Source organism: Glutamicibacter sp. St.4D3 (assembly GCF_059728615.1).
In genome coordinates this window covers 2,293,723-2,313,443 of sequence record NZ_AP039380.1, presented here as the reverse complement: position 1 = coordinate 2,313,443, position 19,721 = coordinate 2,293,723, and the positions used below count along the sequence as shown (strand labels likewise).

General features: G+C 62.4%; 15 protein-coding genes. 8 read left to right on the top strand and 7 right to left on the bottom strand.

The annotated features are described in order from the left end of the window. Nucleotides 1-295 precede the first annotated feature (295 nt). Both AC6I21_RS10625 and AC6I21_RS10620 read right to left on the bottom strand, forming a co-directional pair. A complete protein-coding gene (locus AC6I21_RS10625) occupies nt 296-823 on the bottom strand; it encodes a hypothetical protein (protein ID WP_497762353.1) in 528 nt (175 codons plus the stop codon). After that, the gene (locus AC6I21_RS10620) at nt 816-1,421 is read right to left on the bottom strand and encodes a recombinase family protein (protein ID WP_497762352.1); all 606 of its coding nucleotides are present in this window, start codon (nt 1,419-1,421) and stop codon (nt 816-818) included. Before AC6I21_RS10620 ends, AC6I21_RS10625 begins: the two co-directional genes overlap by 8 nt. 297 nt (nt 1,422-1,718) lie before the next feature. Between AC6I21_RS10620 and AC6I21_RS10615 the strand changes: the two genes are divergently transcribed. Both AC6I21_RS10615 and AC6I21_RS10610 read left to right on the top strand, forming a co-directional pair. After that, nucleotides 1,719-2,204 carry a TIR domain-containing protein gene (locus AC6I21_RS10615; RefSeq protein ID WP_497762351.1) on the top strand — a complete coding sequence of 162 codons (486 nt, stop codon included), beginning with the start codon at nt 1,719-1,721 and terminating at the stop codon, nt 2,202-2,204. Next, a complete protein-coding gene (locus AC6I21_RS10610; RefSeq protein ID WP_497762350.1) occupies nt 2,174-2,668 on the top strand; it encodes an HIT family protein in 495 nt (164 codons plus the stop codon). The genes AC6I21_RS10615 and AC6I21_RS10610 overlap by 31 nt, the downstream gene beginning before the upstream one ends. A gap of 600 nt (nt 2,669-3,268) precedes the next feature. On the opposite strand, the gene AC6I21_RS10605 is transcribed toward AC6I21_RS10610, so the two are convergent. From AC6I21_RS10605 to AC6I21_RS10590, 4 genes are all read right to left on the bottom strand, one after another. Then, nucleotides 3,269-3,865 (bottom strand): hypothetical protein, encoded by a 597-nt coding sequence (locus AC6I21_RS10605; RefSeq protein WP_497762349.1) that lies wholly within the window; start codon nt 3,863-3,865, stop codon nt 3,269-3,271. Between the two features lie 135 nt (nt 3,866-4,000). Next, entirely contained in the window at nt 4,001-4,561 is a 561-nt protein-coding gene (locus AC6I21_RS10600) for a recombinase family protein (RefSeq protein ID WP_497762348.1), read from the bottom strand. Nucleotides 4,562-6,226: 1,665 nt separating this feature from the next. Further along, nucleotides 6,227-7,369 carry a glutamate--cysteine ligase gene (locus AC6I21_RS10595; RefSeq protein ID WP_054820526.1) on the bottom strand — a complete coding sequence of 381 codons (1,143 nt, stop codon included), beginning with the start codon at nt 7,367-7,369 and terminating at the stop codon, nt 6,227-6,229. 155 nt (nt 7,370-7,524) lie between these two features. Then, complete coding sequence (locus tag AC6I21_RS10590) at nt 7,525-8,775, bottom strand: THUMP-like domain-containing protein (RefSeq protein WP_497762347.1); 1,251 nt, start codon at nt 8,773-8,775, stop codon at nt 7,525-7,527. 1,038 nt (nt 8,776-9,813) lie between these two features. On the opposite strand from AC6I21_RS10590, the gene AC6I21_RS10585 reads away from it, so the two are divergent. The 5 genes from AC6I21_RS10585 (at nt 9,814) to guaB (ending at nt 17,618) form a co-directional block, all read left to right on the top strand. Then, on the top strand, nt 9,814-11,370 hold the full coding sequence (locus AC6I21_RS10585; RefSeq protein WP_497762346.1) for an amino acid permease: 1,557 nt from the start codon (nt 9,814-9,816) through the stop codon (nt 11,368-11,370). Between the two features lie 284 nt (nt 11,371-11,654). After that, complete coding sequence (gene groES, locus AC6I21_RS10580) at nt 11,655-11,951, top strand: co-chaperone GroES (protein WP_054820525.1); 297 nt, start codon at nt 11,655-11,657, stop codon at nt 11,949-11,951. 102 nt (nt 11,952-12,053) lie between these two features. Continuing rightward, nucleotides 12,054-13,658 (top strand): chaperonin GroEL, encoded by a 1,605-nt coding sequence (groL, locus tag AC6I21_RS10575; protein ID WP_138177288.1) that lies wholly within the window; start codon nt 12,054-12,056, stop codon nt 13,656-13,658. A 296-nt stretch (nt 13,659-13,954) separates the two neighbouring features. Continuing rightward, entirely contained in the window at nt 13,955-16,000 is a 2,046-nt protein-coding gene (locus AC6I21_RS10570) for an acyltransferase family protein (protein WP_497762345.1), read from the top strand. Between the two features lie 64 nt (nt 16,001-16,064). Continuing rightward, nucleotides 16,065-17,618, top strand: coding sequence for an IMP dehydrogenase (gene guaB, locus AC6I21_RS10565; RefSeq protein ID WP_138177292.1), 1,554 nt, complete (start codon nt 16,065-16,067; stop codon nt 17,616-17,618). Between the two features lie 121 nt (nt 17,619-17,739). Here the strand turns inward: guaB and AC6I21_RS10560 are convergent, their stop codons facing one another. After that, on the bottom strand, nt 17,740-17,925 hold the full coding sequence (locus tag AC6I21_RS10560) for a VanZ family protein (RefSeq protein ID WP_497762344.1): 186 nt from the start codon (nt 17,923-17,925) through the stop codon (nt 17,740-17,742). Nucleotides 17,926-18,338: 413 nt separating this feature from the next. Here AC6I21_RS10560 and AC6I21_RS10555 point away from each other — a divergent pair, with 413 nt between their 5' ends. Further along, a complete protein-coding gene (locus tag AC6I21_RS10555; protein WP_497762343.1) occupies nt 18,339-19,709 on the top strand; it encodes a DUF4872 domain-containing protein in 1,371 nt (456 codons plus the stop codon). Nucleotides 19,710-19,721 lie beyond the last annotated feature (12 nt).

The following is a 19,721-nucleotide window of genomic DNA, read 5'->3' as shown; positions in this document are numbered from 1 at the left end:
GTCTTACCTGATTCATCGTGGATGTTGCGCGCCGGACCCATCGATGGGGTCTGACAAGTCTTACTCTCTATTCAACCCTGAAATTGAGGTTAGGCTTGACCAATAGGGCGGTTCTGAGACCAATAGAAAAGTGACAGAAGATCCGAATGCACGGTCGGCCTAAATCGTGGCCGTCATTCGTCGTGGGTTATCCCGATAGCTGGGACCGAAACATTTTGTCCGCTAAGCTCCGAGGAGCCGTTTCTGGAACCGCCACGTTTCAACGCAATTTGTATTTGAACTTTAAATTTTCTTGCTACCGCTTGTTCTTACCCAACGAGGGGAGTCCACCTAGTATGTTCGGTCTTTTCGACTTCGGCACAACATTCTTGGTCGGCAGTGTAAGAGCCGCTGCGTGTAGTGAACTTAACTGTTCCCACAGCGCCTTGACCGATCCGAGGTCTAGACTCGTGAGGTTTCGTTGCTTTTCCAGATTGTCGAGCAGTTTGGTGCAGCGTGAAATTGCAGTTAGCGCGTCATCGCGATCCCGGTGATGGAGCCCCTGACGTAGGCGAGCTATTTGGTTGGTTAGCTCTAGAGTTTTCTGCTGAGGATCTTTGACTGCACGCGACGGCTTGTATTTATAGGGCCGTTTGACTGGCCCGATTATTTGTAAGAGGGCGCGTCGGTCTGCTGCTGAAATGAAGTCACCTGCAGCGCCATGGTTTACCTGGATGGAGTTTTCTCTACAGAGCGCTTGTAGCTGGTAGTCGCTGAGCAACGTCTCGTGAGAGATCGATTTCAGATACGCAGTTTTCGGCTTATGCGTAGTTTTCTCATTCATGACTTCCGGCCCTCTCTGCTGAATTGGTGGCGTTGATTCTGCGGTAGAGAGTCGCGCGGGACATCCCAATGTCTTTGGCGACTTGGGTTGCCGGTTCGCCGGCCTGGATGAGTTTAGCAGCAGTGCGGATCTGGGAGTCGGTAAAGGTCGGGCGCCGGCCTCCGAGGTCACCGCCGTTGGTGCGGCGTTTGGTGACGGAGTCGTTGATGCGTTCGCGCTTGATCTCGAGTTCCATTTGAGCGAGGGCTGCCATGACGGTGAAGACCATGGCACCCATAGGTGTTTTGGTGTCGACGTCGCCGCCACCGAGATTCAGCACCCTCAGACCAATATTGCATTCGCGTAGATCTTGGGCGAGGTCGAGCATTTTCTGCGTCGAGCGCCCGAGCCGGTCCAGGGTGGTGATCACGAGAGTGTCGTTCGGCTGCAATGATTCGAGCGCCTTATCGAGTCCGGGCCGATTCGCCAACGCACCGGACAAGCCGTGGTCGACATAGAGGTCGTCACGCCGGACTCCGGCGGCGAGGAGGTCTTGGATTTGCCGATCAGCGTCTTGGGCTTTTGTCGATACGCGGGCGTATCCGATCAGTTTGGTCATCGGTCCTTCGAAAGTGTCTCGCAACTAATAGTGTTTACATCATTCTATGACATTAGTTACGACACATAGTTGCGAGAATTTCGAATCGTTGAGTTTCCGGGGATTTTTCACCAGGGGAGTGGGTTGCGGCGAGACGTCTTGCAACCTATGGGATACAAGATAATTGGCGTCTCAGGACATTGCCAGTGGATCTTCTCAAGAATTGGGCGCTTGGTTTCAAGCTGAAATAGACCTACAGATTAGCAGGCCCACAAGCTACGCTGGACAGACGCCAACTAGGGCGCACGAGAGGAACTCATGGCCAAGACTGTGTTCTATAGCTTCCACTACGATAAAGATGCTTGGCGAGTCCAGCAGATCGTTAATATGGGTGCGCTTGAAGGTCAGACAATCCTTAATGCGCAAGACTGGGAAAAGGTTAAACAGCAAGGTGATGCTGCGATCGAGAAGTGGATCGACAATCAAATGGCCTACAAGAAGGCGGTCGTTGTATTGATTGGGTCCGGCACGGCGAACCGGCCCTGGGTCCAGCACGAGATCGCGAAGGCTTGGAATGCGAAAAAGCCACTTGTAGGGATCCGAATCAATGGACTCGCCGACTCTTCCGGTAAAACAGACAGCGCCGGTGCTAATCCATTTGCAAAGGTGACATTTCAAGAAGGGGGAAGCCTCGCCGACTACGTGCCCGTCTATACCCCCTTGGGAACAACTAGCAAAGAGGTGCATGCGGACATCGCAGCGAACATCAACGCATGGGTAGAGAGAGCGTACTCACGCTCATGAGCGCCGCCGGTGAGGAACAAGATTGCCCATTCTGTGAGATCGTCAACCACGAGGATCTAGACCTTCGCGAGGTGTATCGAGATGATTTCACGATTGCTTTTTTCCCCACCGAGCCCGCAGTACTTGGGCACACGATGGTCATCCCACGGAAGCACGTGAAAAATATCTGGCAACTAGATGAACCCACCGCTGAACGGCTTAGTGTTACTACCCTACGGATTGCTGGAGCGATTCGTCAGAGTCTTCAACCGGATGGCCTTAATGTGATTCAGTCCAATGGAGCGGCTGCAAGTCAGTCAGTGATGCACCTTCACGTCCATCTAGTGCCACGAAGAACGGGTGATCGTATTGGCCGACTCTGGCCCCCGGAGAGCGACTTTAGTGAAGAGCAAAAGGACAAGGCTTGGGAGACGCTCCGTGAATCATGCCGAGCTATCGGCACTGCAGCCACATCAGCAGAATGAGCCCTACCAGAAGCATGAGGCCGTAGTAGTCACGCACTGACCATGACCACACAACCTTCGCCCAGGAGATTTGCTCACACTCTGTTTGGGTGAGAGTGCCGCAGTAGCGAGTCGCGTTCATCTCGTACACTTTGATGTTTCCGGACCGAGCTGCATCGAATAATAGACGGTACTTGCGTTCCTCTCGCAAATACCTAGTATCTACAATCGCAAAAAGTGTCACTGCGAATATCCCAAGGAGGGCGACAACCGCAGACGATTGAGTGCCAGCGTACCCGAAAGTTGCTGTTGCAATTGTTAGAGCCCAACCTTTGGCAACTGATGACGCTGCGGACATCCGCGCGATGGCCGACTGGATGAAGTCCAAATGCTGGCGGCGATCCTCGGGAGATGTGGACTCTGAAGGTATGGGCGCGGAGATATCGGTACCAACCTATTCTTCTCAGGAAAATCCACAATACTGGCGCAAGCAACTTCGTGGCGCTCACCCTCATTTTAGCTCGCCTAAAGGACCGATCACGATTCATCAATGGATAGTTTCTGATGACCTTTGTGTCTCGCATCCTCTGCCGCAAAAACAACTCGGGGATGTTCCTGCTCTCACAGGTCCGACTGTGCTTCCCTGAGATGATTTTCCAAATATTCTCCCGAATCACCTTCTACGGGGTCATAACCCCAGAAAAAAATGATCAGCCGGCGTGGTAGTCGGGACAGGAAAAGTGCATAGAAATTCTCTTCCGCACGATCTGGTAATTTCCGAGCCAGCCACTGAACTAAGCGCGCGAATGGAGTGAGCCGAGGAGGAATGGGACTCAATACTTGTCCAAGAGGAGTCCAGAGCCAAGTTTTTCGGCGAGAGTCATCGACCTGAACGGTAACCTTGTCGTCAGATATTCCTGACAGTTCTGTTTCAGGGATATAGTACTTTCGAGTTTCACCGGGACCGATGCTATCGAAGTCTTTCCCAGTGAGAGATTCTGGAGCAATGACGACTGTGTTCCATATAGGCCACTCGCTACCATTGTTGAGAGTAAGCCATGCTCCCCTCCGAGTGCCGTTTTCCCATATGTGGTCAAGTCTTACCCATAACTTGCGGACGTGACTATTACGATTCGCCCACATGATCATCAGCGGTGGAACGCCGAGTAGCAGTGTTAGAACGATTGCAATAACCCACCACACGTCCATATCATGCAACTTTCTATCGTTCTTAATAGTTTCGCATTCTCTGCTGCTGAGTGCGCCGAGAATGACAAAGATATTATGCCGACCGGTGAGTGGGCGTACTTAGGAGCCGGTTGCGTACATGGGGGCACTTTAAATTCTTTTGTTTCAGCTGCCCTTGTTTACCGCCCGATAGACCGTGCTGCGACTGACGCCGAGGACTTCACCGATTTGAGCTACGGTCATATCTCGTTGCTCGTACAGCCGCTTGGCAGTGCGCAGCTTGTCGGGGGAGAGGGCGGATGGCCGTCCGCCGGTGCGTCCGCGGGCTCGGGCTGCTTGGAGGCCGGCGTTGGTGCGTTCGCGGATGAGGTCTCGTTCGAATTCGGCGAGGGACGCGAAGATATTGAACACGAGCCGGCCGCCGGAGGAGCTGGTGTCGATGTTCTCCTGCAGGGACTTGAACTCGATGCCGCGTTGCTGCAGTGCGTCCATGTGGTTGATTAGGTGCCGGATGGAACGGCCGAGCCGATCCAGGCGCCAAACCACGAGAGTGTCCCCGGGGCGGATCTGGTCCAGTAACTTATCGAGTTCTGGTCGTGAATCGAGAGCCCCGGAGGCAGTGTCGGTGAAGATGCGGTAGCAGCCGGCTTTGGTGAGTGCATCGTGTTGAAGCTGCGCGTCTTGGTCGCCGGTGGAGACTCTGGCGTACCCGAGGAGGTGTCCCATGGGACTAAATGTATCAATACTCGTGGAACGATCACTGTTCCGACGCATAGTTTATGACACTGAGTTTTGCGACTAAACGACTTTGAAAATCGGTTGAGTTTACAACTATCGAAGATTTCCGCCTGAGTCGACCGAGCGATGTGTCAATAACGACCGTTTTTGAATGCAGGCTTACTCGTTTGTAGCCTGCACGGTTGCAGTCGGTTTGGTGGAGTTCGAGGGAGTCGTCCTTGAAGGCGATTCGCAGCTCACCAACCAACGGCATCGAACGTACATAACCCGTCCTCCTCGGCGAGGCAGCACCCTGGAGCTAACGCCGAAGTTTCCTGATCATCCAAGCCAATGTAGATCCCGCAAGGGCTAGAAGTGCGGATGCTGCGATTATCCGAGGATAGGCAGAGGAATCAGAGGCATCGGTCCCGTTACTCATAGGTGGCGTCAACTCCCCTGCTTCTTCTGTTAAAAACGCTCTATGATTCCTACGCTTCTGAATGACGCCACGGAGTACAGGACCTATGGCTCCAAATAGCCAGATCAAACCACCTCCGGCGATACCTGCCGCCGCGGAAGCGAGGAAAAGCTTGCGCTGGACCCCCGCCTCCTCTTGCTGATCAATGCCGGTCAGGCGAAATCCTGCGGCGGTGTCAGCTCTTCGAAGGGGAAGCCTCCAAGTGGGAGCTGTTGGATCTTCCACCTGTGGGCTTGAGATAGTTGGCACGTACTCGGCTGGGAGATCCCTGGGTTGGATGCTGACCACGGAATCAGCAGCTACTGCCTGGATGCCCGGCGGGTCAATGGTAGCGGGCACAGTCAGAGTAGCTATGCGAGGAAAGGCATAGCGGCGATGGGATCCCGCAAAAGCTTCAGTCGTCGCAGTCGTATAGCCGACGAGAGATACGGCCCAGCCAATGCCCGCTTCTCCCACAGTCTTATCCGGGAAATCCGTAGGGCTGATGTGGGTCATAACGCAGTCGTCGTCAAAGGAATATTCGAGTCCGATCTCACTTAGCCTCGGAGTCGAATCTGTCGGAGGTATTGGAGGCTCAAACTTGAGGTCTTCGCCATTGCTCGTCTTTCGCAAGTGAACGTCCTTCATCGCTCCGCAGAACCCAATTAGTAGGTCTCCTGCTCGGCTCGGTGGCACAGCAGCGTTGTTATCTCCTTTGAGCACCATATCGAACCGGGTCAGGCTTGGAGCAGGGTAGAAGCGTAGGTCGACGTCCACTCGGACGGGCGTTGACGCTGACCCGGGTTTTACACCGATGAAGATCGCTCCCGGCATACTCAGTGCAGGAACGGGCGCATGGGCTGGCTGGGAATATTGCCACGCTCCGATGGCTGACACGGCAGTCACTAAGAGGGCGGCCACCATTTGCGTTTTTTCATACGTCTTCACCACCTAATCAGTCTATGAGCTGTGCAGAATGTCTGCTCCCGGTGGCTTGGATGCAGCGCGGAGTCAGAGCCGTTGCCCGCCGTTTCGGTATCGCAGGGGACCCTTCCGGTGTGACGCCTACGACGGTAAACCGCGCTGGGGTTCAAGTGCCCTATGGGATTGCCGGCAGCACGTTGTTGAAGCGGAAGTTTCAAAAACGAAGATTTCTGAGACTGGACATGATTTCCACTACGCACCAACTTCAGCAGATATGATCTTTACTTCTGTGGCTACAGCGCTTCGAGCCGCGCAACATTGTCCTTTACCACAGCCTTGAAGTCCCCACCTGACGCCGCAAAAACCTGACGCTGCAGTTGGTATTCCCCACCGCGGTCGATGATATCCAGGACGCTGGCCAGTTCCTCAGCACAGCCCAGCCGGTCGGCTACCGGCATGAGCCGCTTGACCTCCTGGCGCAGGTGGTCGGTCACCAGCATCTCGTCCCCCTGGGCATTAAGAATGATGATCGCGTCCAGCCCATAGCGGGCTGCACGCCACTTGTTCTCAGTACGGAACCAGCGGGGCATGACCGGGATCTTGTACCCGGCTTCCAGGCTCAGCGACATGTCGTGCACGAGGCATTGGGTTAGCGCAGTGATTGCCTTGATATCGGCAATGCTGCTTACCCCGTCACAGATACGCATTTCCACGGTGCCTAGCCGGGGCACCGGGCGCACGTCCCAGCGAATTTCTGAGACGTCGTCGATGACCCCGGTGTGCATCATGTCCCCAACATGGGATTCATATTCAGCCCAGTCGTTGAAGTGGTAGGGGATGCCAGCGGCGGGCAGCTGCTGGAAGAGCAGGGAACGCTGTGAAGCGTAGCCGGTGTCCTCCCCGCCCCAGTAGGGGCTGGAGGCGGTCAACGCCTGGAAGTGCGGCTGGTAGTTGATCAGCCCGTCGGTGATCGGCAGCGCCTTGTCCCGGCTGTCCACGCCTACGTGGACGTGCACTCCGTAGATCACCATCTGCCGTCCCCACCACTGGGTGCGGTCAATTAGCTTGGCGTAGCGGTCCTTGTCGGTGACCGGCTGCAGGGTGGGTGCCGCGAAGGGGTGGGAGCCAGCGCAGTACAGGTCCACGCCCAGCGGGTTGGTGACCTCGGTCAACAACCGGACATTCTGGCACAGTTCTTCGGCGGCCTCGGCCACCGTGTGATGCACACCGGTCACCACTTCCACCGTGTTCAGCAGCAGTTCCGGCTTAATAGTTGGGTGCTCCTCATCGGGGGCGATCCCGTCCCGTTCCTTGACCGCGGCGAGTACCTCTTCGGCCACCGAGCACAGATCGGCGGTCTGCTGGTTCACCAGGGCGATTTCCCATTCGACGCCGATGGTTGACTGCTCGGACTGGGCAAAGTCGATCTTCTGCACGGCACTCCTTGAATCCGCGGTGGTGCGGGCGTGCCGGATGTCTTGCCGACGGCCGCCCCACAGGCCAGTGTGGTTACTTCAAACTAGTTCATTTTCGCGCACGTGCGCTCCAATCGGCCGGTGACGGGCCGCAGGGAGGGCAAATCGCGTGAAGGTTACGGCCCAGTGATGGCTTCAACCTCGATGGCCAGGCGCTTGTCGCCAATCCTGGCCAGCACCAGTGTCGCGTGGTTTTTGGCGCTCTTCGGGACTCCGGACAGCAGAATCCTCCGCAGCTCTTCGGGGGTTACGTCCACCCCGCGCTTCTTGATCTCCAGCTGACCAATTTGGTTTGCCTTGACCCAGCTACGCAGCTTCTTGATGTTGTAGTCGTGCACCTTGATGACCTTGTACCCGCGGGCGAAGGGAGTCGTCAGCGGATTCTCGTGCGTGAAGTAGGCAATGTGCTCATCGAGCAGGGTGCCGCCGGTCTGCTGGAGCAGTTCGGCGATCAGGTGCGAACGGATCACCGCGCCATCCGGCTCGTAGATGTAGTTGGAAAGTTCACCCACCGGAGCGGTGGCACCTTGCTCGGCGGGGAGCGGGGAGGTCAGTTCGTGGGCGCCGTCTTTGTCAATGACCAGTGCGGCGCGTTTCACCTCGAGACGGGCCAGGCGGCCGAACCACAGGCAGGCTTCAATGACCGAGCCGTGATCGGAGATCCATACGGCCTCGGCGGTGGCTGGAATGGCCTCATGCGGCACGCCTGGTCCCAGCTTCACTCCCACATCCTTGCCCGCATCCACCAGGGCTTCGACAAAGGACAGGGGAGGGGAGAAGGACTCGGGATCGAAGATGCGCTTGGTGGTGCCGTTGGCCTCGGTGCGGCGGGCAGGATCCAGCCAGACCCCATCCACCGCTTCCAAATCCACATCCTCGGCCTGACCGTGCACCACGGTCGCCTGCGGGAACGGCATCAAATTCAGTGTCAGAGCTGCGGCGGTGGTTTCATCACGCTCCACGGCGGTGACCCTCAGCTCCGCGCTGGCCAGGGCGATGGCGTCTGCGCCGATGCCGCTGCCCAGATCCGCTACATGGGTGCACCCGGCTTCCACGAAGCGGCGGGCATGCAGTCCGGCAATCATCAACCGGGTGGCCTGTTCCAGGCCTGCCGGCGTGAAGATCAGTGAGTCGGCAAAGGGACCGAATTTCACCCTGCCCCGATAGCGCAACTGCGACTGGGCGACGACGGCGCGCACAACCGCAGGGTCATGCCCTTCTTTGCGCAGTTTTTCATTCAGTGCCCATGCCGCATCCTTACTGGCCAGCATCGAGGGGTCGATGCTCGCCAATAATTGCCATCCCTCGGGGGAGAGCAGGGCGGCGAACTGGTCATTTAGTGCGGAGTCATTGGAGGCCTGGGGCATGAATCCAGAGTATCGGAGAACCCTTTACGGGCGCTGACGCCCATCAACAGGCCACCAGTCAGGCTTCCCCTAGGACTGACACTCGGGCACGACCACTGACGGGGGCAGCGCCCGCGCACAACGGGCGAGACCGTCGCCAGCAGCCCGAACTGGCTCGTCTTGGTGTTACTTTCTTCACGCTCAAATTCAGGCTCCCGCACCAGATAGGGGATCTTGCTCACCCTCACGGGTTTGGTCTCAGGCGTTGGCGGTATTGTCTGCAACGTCGTCAAACACGTTCATGCGACAGAAGTGCTTCACCAAAAGTTCATCGTCGCGGAAGTTACAGCAGTATTTGCTAATGCTCAGGGGATCGGATTCGAGCGAACGCCGGGGGAAGAATATAATCCGGCGCCGCGTTGAACCGCAAGGACGTCATTGACATCCAGTGTCGATACCTCACCACTGCGGAGCCTGTGATGCAGAAGTGATGTGTGAGACGACAGAAGCTAGCTCGGTGCCCAAAGGCGCCGAGCGAACAGAACCAAGGAACACCACGAGCATGACTTTGACCCAGCCGCCCGGCGGAGCGAGCGCGCGAGCCGCTGCCCGTCGTGCCGCCGTAGGGGCGCCATTGGCGGAGGAATATGACATATTTGCGTCATATTTTGGGCTGCCGCTCCCGCGCTTGTCGCGCAATTGCCGTGGCTGGCCGGTCGTGGAAAACCCGTTGTGGCGTCCAGATAAGGCCGTCGCGCCGAGCTCACCCGCTGACGAAACGTCCTTAACGCCTTTCGATCAGCCACAGCAATGCTGTGTCTTGGCTCACGACAGCATCACGAAAACCCTTCCTGTCGCTGGCGCTCGAACGGACCCGTTTTCGCCAGGCGAAGTTGCGGGCTATCTTTTGCCCGCCCGAACTGAATCCCGGCTTGCCCGCAGGTCGCCGGCCTCGCCTCCGCGACCCCGAACCGTGAGCGCCAAGTACTCTAATCGATCCACTATCCAGGCTGTGACCGAGGTCGCACTCGGTGAAGGAAATGGTGTTGTATGTCACCGATGAGCAAAACAAGCGTGGAAACCCAGGAACAGAGGCCTGATTCTTCGCTCGGTGACCAGGCAACGCTGCCCGGCGCACCGTGTGGAGACCAGGAGCCAGATAAGAAACTGCGGCGCTCCCTAGGCAGCCGCCACCTGCAGATGATCGCCATTGGCGGTTCCATCGGCACCGGATTGTTTGTCGCCTCCGGCGGCACCATTTCCCAGGCCGGTCCCGGTGGTGCACTCGTGGCCTACGCGGCAGTGGGCCTGATGGTCTACCTGCTGATGCAGTCCCTGGGGGAGATGGCGGCCAAGATCCCGGTCGCCGGCTCCTTCCAGACCTTCGCCACCCGCTTCGTCTCCCCGTCCTTCGGGTTCGCGATCGGCTGGAACTACTGGTTCAACTGGGCCATCACCGTGGCCGCCGAACTGGTGGCGGCCGGAATTGTCATGAACTTCTGGCTGCCCGGGGTTCCGGGCTGGATCTGGGCAGCGGTCTTCCTGGCCCTGCTGACGGGCCTGAACGCACTGTCGGCCAAGGCCTTCGGTGAGGGGGAGTTCTGGCTGGCGCTGATCAAGGTGGTCACGGTGATCGCCTTCCTCATCGCCGGTGTGCTGATGATTTTTGGGGTCATCGGTCAGGGACAGTCCGGCTTCGGGCAGTGGACCAACCCCGACGACGTCTTCCACGGCGGCTTTGTCTCCATCATCGCCGTGTTCATGATCGCCGGCTTCTCCTTCCAGGGCACCGAGCTGGTCGGCGTGGCCGCCGGAGAAGCCAAGAACCCGCGCCGCGAGGTGCCCCGGGCCATCCGCACCGTCTTCTGGCGCATCATGCTCTTCTACATTGGCGCCATCTTCATCATCGGCACCCTGGTGCCGTTGACCGACCCGAGCCTGCTGGCCTCCGGGGAGGCCGACGTGGCCGCCAGCCCGTTCACCATGGTCTTTGAGCGCGCCGGCATCGCCTTCGCCGCCGCCCTGATGAACGCGGTGATCCTCACCGCCATCCTCTCGGCCGGCAACTCCGGGCTGTACGCCTCGACCCGCATGCTCTACTCCATGGCGCTGGATGGCAAGGCGCCGAAGGTCTTCGGCAAGCTGAACCGCCGCGGCGTGCCGATGCCGGCGCTGCTGGCCACCGCCTCGGTGGGCCTGTTCGGCTTCCTGACCGCGATTGTTGGCCAGGGTGCGGCCTACGCCTGGCTGCTGAACGTCTCCGGGTTGTGCGGGTTCATAGTCTGGGCGGGCATCGCCATCTCCCACTACCGGTTCCGCCGCGGCTTCCTGGCCCAGGGGCACTCGGTCAGCGAGCTGCCCTACAAGGCGGCCCTGTTCCCGATTGGCCCGCTGGTGGCCTTCGCGGTGCTGATCCTGGTGATCGCCGGGCAGAACTACGAGGCGGTGCTGGCGGGGCGGGGCATGGAGGTGCTTTCGGCCTACATCGGGATCCCGCTGTTCCTGGCGTTGTGGCTCGGTCACCGCATGGTCACCAAGTCCAAGGTGGTTCCGCTGAAGGACATGGACCTGTCCTCCCCGGAGGATGCTGGCCTGGTCGAGGTGGACCCGCGCTAACCCGGATCCTCAGCTCTTCGCGCTGACCCGGATCCGGCCTGCCGTCGGGTCCGGGTCAGCTGTCAGTGAACCAGAAGCAACACGAATCCCGATCATTAGCACTCGCCTTGACCGAGTGCTAATTTTCGTCCTAAAGTCATCAATGGATGCAGTACCCGATCCCGATCGGGCGCGGCAGTCCATGCCTTACTGGATATGACCAACTGGCACCGCGACGACGGTTGGAGCAATGCCACGGGGCGTTACCGTTTTTTCCATTGGTTCATAAACGAAAAGGAGAGACTGTGTCTGTCTCTATCAAGCCACTCGAAGACCGCATTGTCATCAAGCAGGTCGAAGCCGAAACCACCACCGCCTCCGGCCTGGTGATCCCGGACTCCGCCAAGGAGAAGCCGCAGGAAGGCACCGTTGTGGCCGTTGGACCGGGTCGCATTGACGACAACGGCAACCGCGTTCCGCTGGACGTCAACGAAGGCGACGTCGTGCTGTACTCGAAGTACGGGGGCACCGAGGTCAAGGTCGGCGCCGAGGAGTACCTGGTGCTCTCGGCCCGCGACGTGCTGGCAGTTGTCGTCAAGTAACGTCACCCACCTTTCGTAGCCGACCGAGCCCCGCACAGCGAGACCCTCGCGATTCGGGGCTTTGCGTCGATTACGACCCAAGAATTCATAGGGAGTCAATGCATGGCCAAGCAGCTAGCATTCAACGAGGAAGCACGCCGTGCCCTCGAGGCGGGCATCGACAAGCTCGCCGACACCGTGAAGGTGACCCTGGGCCCACGCGGGCGCAACGTCGTGTTGGCCAAGAGCTGGGGCGCACCGACCATCACCAATGACGGGGTGACCATCGCCCGGGACATCGACCTGGACGACGCCTACGAAAACCTTGGCGCACAGCTGGCCAAGGAAGTGGCCACCAAGACCAACGACGTGGCCGGTGACGGCACCACCACCGCCACCGTGCTGGCACAGGCACTGGTGAAGGAAGGCCTGAAGAACGTGGCCGCCGGCGCCGCCCCGGGCGATATCCGCAAGGGCATCGAACTGGCCACCGAGATCGTCGCCGCCCGCCTGGCGAAGAACGCCGTGGACGTGGAGGACAAGGTCGCCAACGTGGCCGCCATCTCCGCCCAGGACGAGGAAATCGGCGAACTGCTCGCCGAGGCCTTCAAGACCGTGGGCACCGACGGGGTCATCACCATCGAAGAGTCCTCCACCACCGCCACCGAACTGGTGGTCACCGAGGGCATGCAGTTCGACAAGGGCTACCTTTCCCCGCAGTTCGTGACCGACACCGACCGCCAGGAAGCCGTCCTGGAGGACGCGCTGATCCTGATCAACCCGGGCAAGATCTCCACCGTGGCAGAGTTCCTGCCGCTGCTGGAAAAGGTCCTGGAAACCAAGAAGCCGCTGCTGATCATCGCCGAGGACGTGGAGGGCGAAGCCCTGTCCACCCTGGTGGTCAACAAGCTGCGCGGCCTGCTGAATGTGGTGGCCGTCAAGGCCCCGGGCTTCGGCGACCGCCGCAAGGCCATGATGCAGGACATCGCCATCCTCACCGGCGCCCAGGTGGTCTCCTCGGAGCTGGGTCTGTCGCTGGACCAGGTCGGCACCGAGGTGCTCGGCTCGGCCCGCCGCGTGACCATCACCAAGGACTCGACCACCATCGTGGACGGCTCCGGATCCGATGAGGACGTCGCCGAGCGCGTCTCGCAGCTGAAGGCCGAACTGGATCGCACCGATTCGGAATGGGACCGCGAGAAGCTCTCCGAGCGCCTGGCCAAGCTGGCCGGCGGCATCGGCGTGATCAAGGTCGGCGCCGCCACCGAGGTGGAGCTGAAGGAGCGCAAGCACCGCATCGAGGACGCCGTGTCCTCCACCCGTGCGGCGCTGGAAGAGGGCATCGTCGCCGGTGGCGGTACCGCCCTGGTGGACGCCCTCTCCGCCCTGGATGAGGACGAGCGCGCCACCGCTGCGGCCGGCGATGTGGCCGCGGGTGTGGCCATCGTGCGCCGCGCCCTGGTCAAGCCGGCCTACTGGATCGCCACCAACGCCGGCTTTGACGGCTCCGTGGTGGTTTCCAAGGTCGCCGAGTCCCCGGCCAACGAGGGCTTCAACGCCAAGAGCGGGCAGTACGAGAACCTGCTGCACGCCGGCGTCATCGACCCGGTGAAGGTGACCCGTTCGGCGCTGCACAACGCCGCGTCGATTGCCTCGCTGGTGCTGACCACCGAGACCCTGGTGGCTGAGAAGCCCGCCGAGGACGAGGAAGCAGCCCACGCCCACTAGGGACGGCAACACCTAAGGCCAACGGCCCCGGAACCCCAGCTGCTGTGGCAGCGACGTTCCGGGGCCGTTGCCGTATCCGGGGAGGTGGAAGCCCGGTTCTGTCACGATTCGATAACGATCTTTGATAGGATCAGGGGTCACCTAGTGTTCCCTGGACCCCACCGTGGGGTCCGAACCGGGCCCGGGCACCCTCCGGCGCCCACCCCTGACCCCGTTTTCTTATGAGCGACAACAGTTCCACTTCCCTTCACCCCCGGCCCGCGGCGGCACCTCGTCCGGCCGGTTCCGGCTACCGCATGGACCTGCAGGGGCTGCGTGCCCTGGCCGTGCTGCTGGTGATGTGCTATCACTTCTGGTTCGACAAGGTCTCCGGCGGCGTGGACATCTTCCTGATGCTTTCCGCGTTCTTCATGACCGCCTCCATGGCTCGGCAGATCGAGTCCGGCCGCTGGCCGAACCCGGCGCGTTATTGGCTCAAGACCTTCTCCCGGCTGGTGGGTCTGGCCGCGGTGGTGATCGCCGTGGTGGTGGTTGCCGCCTGGGCGTTCATGCCCGGCACCCGCTGGCAACAGATCATGGACGAGGCCACCGCCTCCCTGCTGTACCGGCAAAACTGGCAGCTGGCCGAGGCGAACGTGGACTACTACGCGTTCAACACCTCCGTCGCCTCACCGCTGCAGCACTTCTGGTCATTGTCCGTCCAGGGACAGATCTTCATCATCTGGCCGCTGCTGCTGCTGGCCTGCGCCCTGATCTGGCGCCGCTTCTTCTGTCGCCACCGCTTCAGCACGGTGGCGCTGGGAATGTTCGGAATCGTCTTCGCCCTCTCCCTGGGCTACTCGGTCCACCTGACCCAGGTGAACCAGCCGCTGGCCTATTTCCACACCGGCACCCGGATGTGGGAGTTCGCGCTGGGCTCCATGGTGGCCCTGGCCCTGCCGCGACTGCAGCGGCTGGCCAAACCGGTGCGCCGGGTTGGCGGCTGGGTGGGACTGGCCGTGATCATCAGCTGCGGGGCGGTGCTGGAGGTCCAGGCACAGTTCCCCGGCTGGTTGGCGCTGATCCCCACGCTGGGGGCGGCACTGCTGCTGATGGCCCCGGGGGAGCCCGAGCACCGCAACGCCGCCTGGCTGCTCTCCCGCCGGCCGTTGGTGCAGCTGGGGGATGTCTCCTACGGCATGTACCTGTGGCACTGGCCCATCCTGGTGTTCTACCTGCACTTCACCCAGCAGTCCTCGGTGGGACTACTCACCGGCACCCTGCTGATCCTTGGCTCCATCGCCCTGGCCATGGCCACCACCCGGTGGATTGAAAAACCGCTGCGCAACTGGAGCCCGGCACTGCCAGGACTGCAGCGCCGCCAGCTGGGGGTGCCGCTGGCCCAGGCCGTGGTGCTGGGCATGGGCCTGGTGCTGGTGTGCGCGCCGGTGGCGGTGTGGCAGTCCAGCGTGGAACACACCCGGGTGCTGGCCGCCGCCCAGGACCGCCAGGAAAACCCCGGCGCCATGGCCTCCAGCGACTGGGACCCGCAGCGCGCCTCCATCAAGCTGCCGCTGAGCACCGAACTGGCCGAGGAGTGGCAGAACCCGGGGCAGGGCTGCGAGGGGGACTACGCGCCGGATGATGAGGACATCTACTTCTGCCAGCGCGGCGGGGACCGGCAGGGCAAGCCGGACCTGGTGCTGCTGGGGGATTCGCACACCCAGCACTGGAGCCAGGCGGTGGACGCGATGATGCAGGAAACCGGCGGCAGCTGGATGATGCTGCACGAGCCGGGCTGCCGGCTGGGGGACGTGGGCCAGCATGATGCGGTGCGCTGCGCCAAGTTCCAGGAGGCCGCGACCGACTTCGTGGCCGAACTGGCTCCCCAAATGGTGCTGACCGTCGCCTCGGTCACCGGGCAGTATGAGGACGAGTTCGGGCGCAGCGCCGCCGAGCAGGAGCGCATGGCCCCGGCCTACGCCGAGGCGATCGCCCCGCTGCTGCAGGCCGGCAGCCGGGTGATCGCGATGCGCGACACCCCGCGCTTTGAGTTCAACGTGCCCGAATGCGTGGACCGCTACCCGAACCACCCCGAACGCTGCTCCGCCCCGGTGACCGAACGGATGGCCGCGGTGAACCCGGTGGACACCTTCCTGGCCGAACACGACTACGGGGACCGGGTGGTGTCCCTGGACATGACCCGGCTGATCTGCCCGGACGGGCTGTGCCAGCCGGTGATCGGCAACGTGGTCACCTACCTGGACGATTCGCACCTGTCCAAGACGTTTGTGCAAAGCGCCGATGAGATCTTCGCGCGCCGCTTCATCAAGGCCACCGGCTGGGAAGGACCGGGCCGTTAACCAGCCGCCCCCGGCGCGTTACTTTGACCACATGGCGCCAAACGGGAATCGCGACGGGGCAATTATGGTTCTACCATGTAATCAATCGCCGTCTCGTCCGAAAGGTTCCTACGTGTCTGAGTTCAACCCCTTTGCCCTTGAAGGACTCACCTACGATGATGTGCTGCTGCTGCCCGGCCCCACGGACGTGATCCCCTCCGACGCGGACACCACCACCCGGCTGACCAAGCGCATCAACATCAAGACCCCGATCATCTCGGCGGCGATGGACACCGTCACCGAGGCCCCGATGGCGATCGCCCTGGCCCGCCAGGGCGGCATCGGCGTGATCCACCGCAACCTGTCCATCGAGGACCAGGCCAAGCAGGTGGACCAGGTCAAGCGCAGCGAATCCGGGATGATCAGCGACCCGGTGACCGTGCACCCGGGCGCCACCTTGGACGAGTGGGATGACCTGTGCGCCCGCTACCGCGTTTCCGGCCTGCCGGTGGTTGACGAGAACCGCAAGCTGCTGGGCATCATCACCAACCGCGACACCCGCTTTGTGCCGCGCGAAAACTTCATGACCACCAAGGTCTACGAGGTGATGACCGGCATGCCGCTGATCACCGCGAAGGTCGGGGTCTCCCGCGAGGAAGTCATCCAGCTGCTGTCCAAGAACCGCATCGAGAAGCTGCCGCTGGTCGATGACGAGGACCGCCTGACCGGGCTGATCACCGTGAAGGACTTCGACAAGGCCGAGCAGTACCCGCTGGCCACCAAGGACGATGAGGGCCGCCTGCGCGTGGGCGCCGCCGTTGGTTTCTTCGGTGAAGGCTACGAGCGGGCCATGACCCTGATCGACGCCGGGGTGGACACCCTGGTGGTGGACACCGCCAACGGGCACAGCCAGGGCGTGCTGGATATGATCTCCCGCCTGAAGAAGGACCCGGCCGCCGCCCACGTGGACATCATCGGCGGGCAGGCCGCCACCCGCGAAGGCGCCCAGGCGTTGATTGACGCCGGCGCGGACGCCATCAAGGTCGGCGTGGGCCCGGGCTCCATCTGCACCACCCGCGTGGTGGCCGGTGTGGGCGTGCCGCAGGTGACCGCCATCTACGAGTCGGCCAAGGCCGCGATCCCGGCCGGGGTGCCGCTGATCGCCGACGGCGGGCTGCAGTACTCCGGTGACATCGGCAAGGCCCTGGTGGCCGGCGCCGATTCGGTGATGCTCGGTTCGCTGCTGGCCGGCACCGCCGAGTCCCCGGGTGACCTGGTGTTCATGGGCGGCAAGCAGTTCAAGACCTACCGCGGCATGGGCTCGCTGGGCGCCATGGAAACCCGCGGCAAGAACACCTCCTATTCCAAGGACCGCTACTTCCAGGCCGATGTGCCCACCAATGAGAAGCTGATCCCCGAGGGCATTGAAGGCCAGGTGCCCTACCGCGGCCCGCTCTCGGCCGTGGTGCACCAGCTGGTCGGCGGCCTGCGCCAGACCATGTTCTACGTCGGTGGGCCCACCATCCCGGCACTGAAGGAGCGCGGCAAGTTCGTGCGCATCACCGCAGCGGGCCTGAAGGAATCCCACCCGCACGACATCATGATGACCGTCGAGGCACCGAACTACAAGTCCCGCTAACCCCAGGGCGCTGCCCTAGTCGGCAGCCCCGCCAGCGGTTCTTCCCACAGGCCCCGCACCCACCCGCCCCGCGCGGGGCAGTGCGGGGCCTGCGGCGTTGCGCCCGCCGGCCGGTGCGCGCCTAGCTCCGCCGCGCTCGCCGGGCGTACTCGGTGCGGGAACGGGTGGCGGCCCGGCGCCGGCGCAGTGTCCGCAGCAGCAGCCAGAGCAGGGCGCCGAACAGCGCCCCGGCAGAGTTGGCGATGATGTCCCGCACATCGGCGTGCCGCCCGGGCAGCACCAGCCACTGGCCCGCCTCGATCGCCACGGCCAACCCCCCCCAGCAGCACCGCCGGGACCCAGGAGCGCAGCAGGTGGGCCAGCAGCAGGCCGCACGGGATGAACAGCACCACGTTGGCGGCAAACTCCAGCAGGTTGTATCCAATGATCTGCGGCACACCCCGGCGGTGCAGCGCATCGAAGAACGCCATCAGCTGCGCGTTCACCGGGGCGTCCACGGGGCTCGGCCAGGCCGCTATCAGGGCCAGCGCCACCAGGTAACCCGCCCCCGCCAGCCAGATGATCAGCCGATTTCGCGTGCCGTCCCTGCCCATGTGCGCCCCCTTGTGCCCCATCACCCGCCCGCCGGCCGGGCCCGGGAGACTGGCCCCAGTCTATGCGCCGCGGCGCACCGAACGTGACATGATGGACGGGCACCAGTGAAGGAAGGACATCCACCCCGTGGCCCACCCCAACCGCCCGTCCCGCGCGGCAGCGAAGAACCCGGCGAAACACCCCAAGAGCCAGGCCAAGACCCTGCCCAAGAACCTGAAGAAGCTTGTCCGGGCCCGGATGGAGCGCACCGGCGAAAGCTACACCACCGCCCGCAAGGCAATCCTGGACGGGCGGCCCGAGCCGAAGTCCGCCCAGCATGCCGCCGCACGCCAGCAGGGCGCGGCCCCGGCGGGGGAGCCGGTACCGGAGGAACTGCCCGAATACCCGGCGCCGCAGAACGTGCGCCAATACGATGCGGCCCTGTGGCACCGGATCCTCACCCAGTCCGGGGTGAAGGACCCGCTGAGCGGTGAACCGCTGAGCGAGGCGATGCTTGCCGGACTGGCCGGCGGCATCGGGTTCATGCTGCACAGCTTCGTGGACGCCGACACCGTGAACCTGGCCTTGGTCACCCGCGCCCACCCCGAACCGTTCACCGCCACCCTGCTGGAGCGCTGCGGGGCGAAGGTGCGCATCCGCACCACCGGCAACCAGCAGGCCGCCGCCGCGAACCTGGACGCCGCACTGGAGGCGGGGCGGGCCATCGCGGTGCGCGTCACCCGCGCCGCCCTGCCGTGGGTGGCCACCGGCAGCGTGGAAGCCGAGGACACCATCGATGTGGCGGTGCTCGGCGAACTGGATGGGATGCTGCTGGTCGATGACGGCAGCGGTGAGCTGCAGCAGATCAGCGACTCCGACCTGGCCGCAGCCCGAGCCCGGCACAAGCGGGACCGGAACTTCAGCGCCTGGGTGCCCTCCCGCCGCGGGCCGCGCCCCGCCGCGCTGGCCGCCAATGTGCGCGAGGCGATCGCCCAAACCACCGGGCGGATGCTGGGCACCACCGAGCTGCCCGGCCTGCCCCAGCACTACGCCCGCAACTTCGGGGTGAGCGGGATGCGGCGCTGGGCCGAACGGCTGGCCGACACCACTGGGGACACCGGCTGGGCCACCATGCTGGCCGAGCTGGCGCTCTACGACTCGGCCCTGGAGCAGCTGCACGGATTCTTCGCTGACTCCCGCTTCGCCGGCGCCGATGGGCTGCGCGGGCTGTACGCCCAGTTCCTGCAGGAGGCCAGCGCCCTGCCCGGGCTCGGCGCCCTGGCCCAGTCCGTGCCCGCCTACACGCAGCTGGCCGCGGACTGGGAAGGCTTCACCGCAGCCCTGCTGGCCCCCGGGGACGGGCAGGCGCCGGCGCAGCGCTTCAGCGCGCTGGCCGGGCAGCTGGCGGCACTGGCCGACGCCGAACAGGCCGCCGCTACGCAGCTGGACGGGATCCGGGCCTCACTGCCGGGAACCGGCGCCGGCCAGGCGCAGCCGGTGGCGACGCAAAGGCCGTGAACCGCAGGGGAA

Bases quoted from the DNA above. Each gene is read 5' to 3' on its own strand.
- AC6I21_RS10625 (WP_497762353.1), bottom strand. From the start codon at position 823: ATGAATGAGAAAACTACGCATAAGCCGAAAACTGCGTATCTGAAATCG.
- AC6I21_RS10620 (WP_497762352.1), bottom strand. From the start codon at position 1,421: ATGACCAAACTGATCGGATACGCCCGCGTATCGACAAAAGCCCAAGAC.
- AC6I21_RS10615 (WP_497762351.1), top strand. From the start codon at position 1,719: ATGGCCAAGACTGTGTTCTATAGCTTCCACTACGATAAAGATGCTTGG.
- AC6I21_RS10610 (WP_497762350.1), top strand. From the start codon at position 2,174: ATGGGTAGAGAGAGCGTACTCACGCTCATGAGCGCCGCCGGTGAGGAA.
- AC6I21_RS10600 (WP_497762348.1), bottom strand. From the start codon at position 4,561: ATGGGACACCTCCTCGGGTACGCCAGAGTCTCCACCGGCGACCAAGAC.
- AC6I21_RS10590 (WP_497762347.1), bottom strand. From the start codon at position 8,775: ATGCCCCAGGCCTCCAATGACTCCGCACTAAATGACCAGTTCGCCGCC.
- AC6I21_RS10585 (WP_497762346.1), top strand. From the start codon at position 9,814: ATGAGCAAAACAAGCGTGGAAACCCAGGAACAGAGGCCTGATTCTTCG.
- groL (WP_138177288.1), top strand. From the start codon at position 12,054: ATGGCCAAGCAGCTAGCATTCAACGAGGAAGCACGCCGTGCCCTCGAG.
- AC6I21_RS10570 (WP_497762345.1), top strand. From the start codon at position 13,955: ATGGACCTGCAGGGGCTGCGTGCCCTGGCCGTGCTGCTGGTGATGTGC.
- guaB (WP_138177292.1), top strand. From the start codon at position 16,065: ATGGTTCTACCATGTAATCAATCGCCGTCTCGTCCGAAAGGTTCCTAC.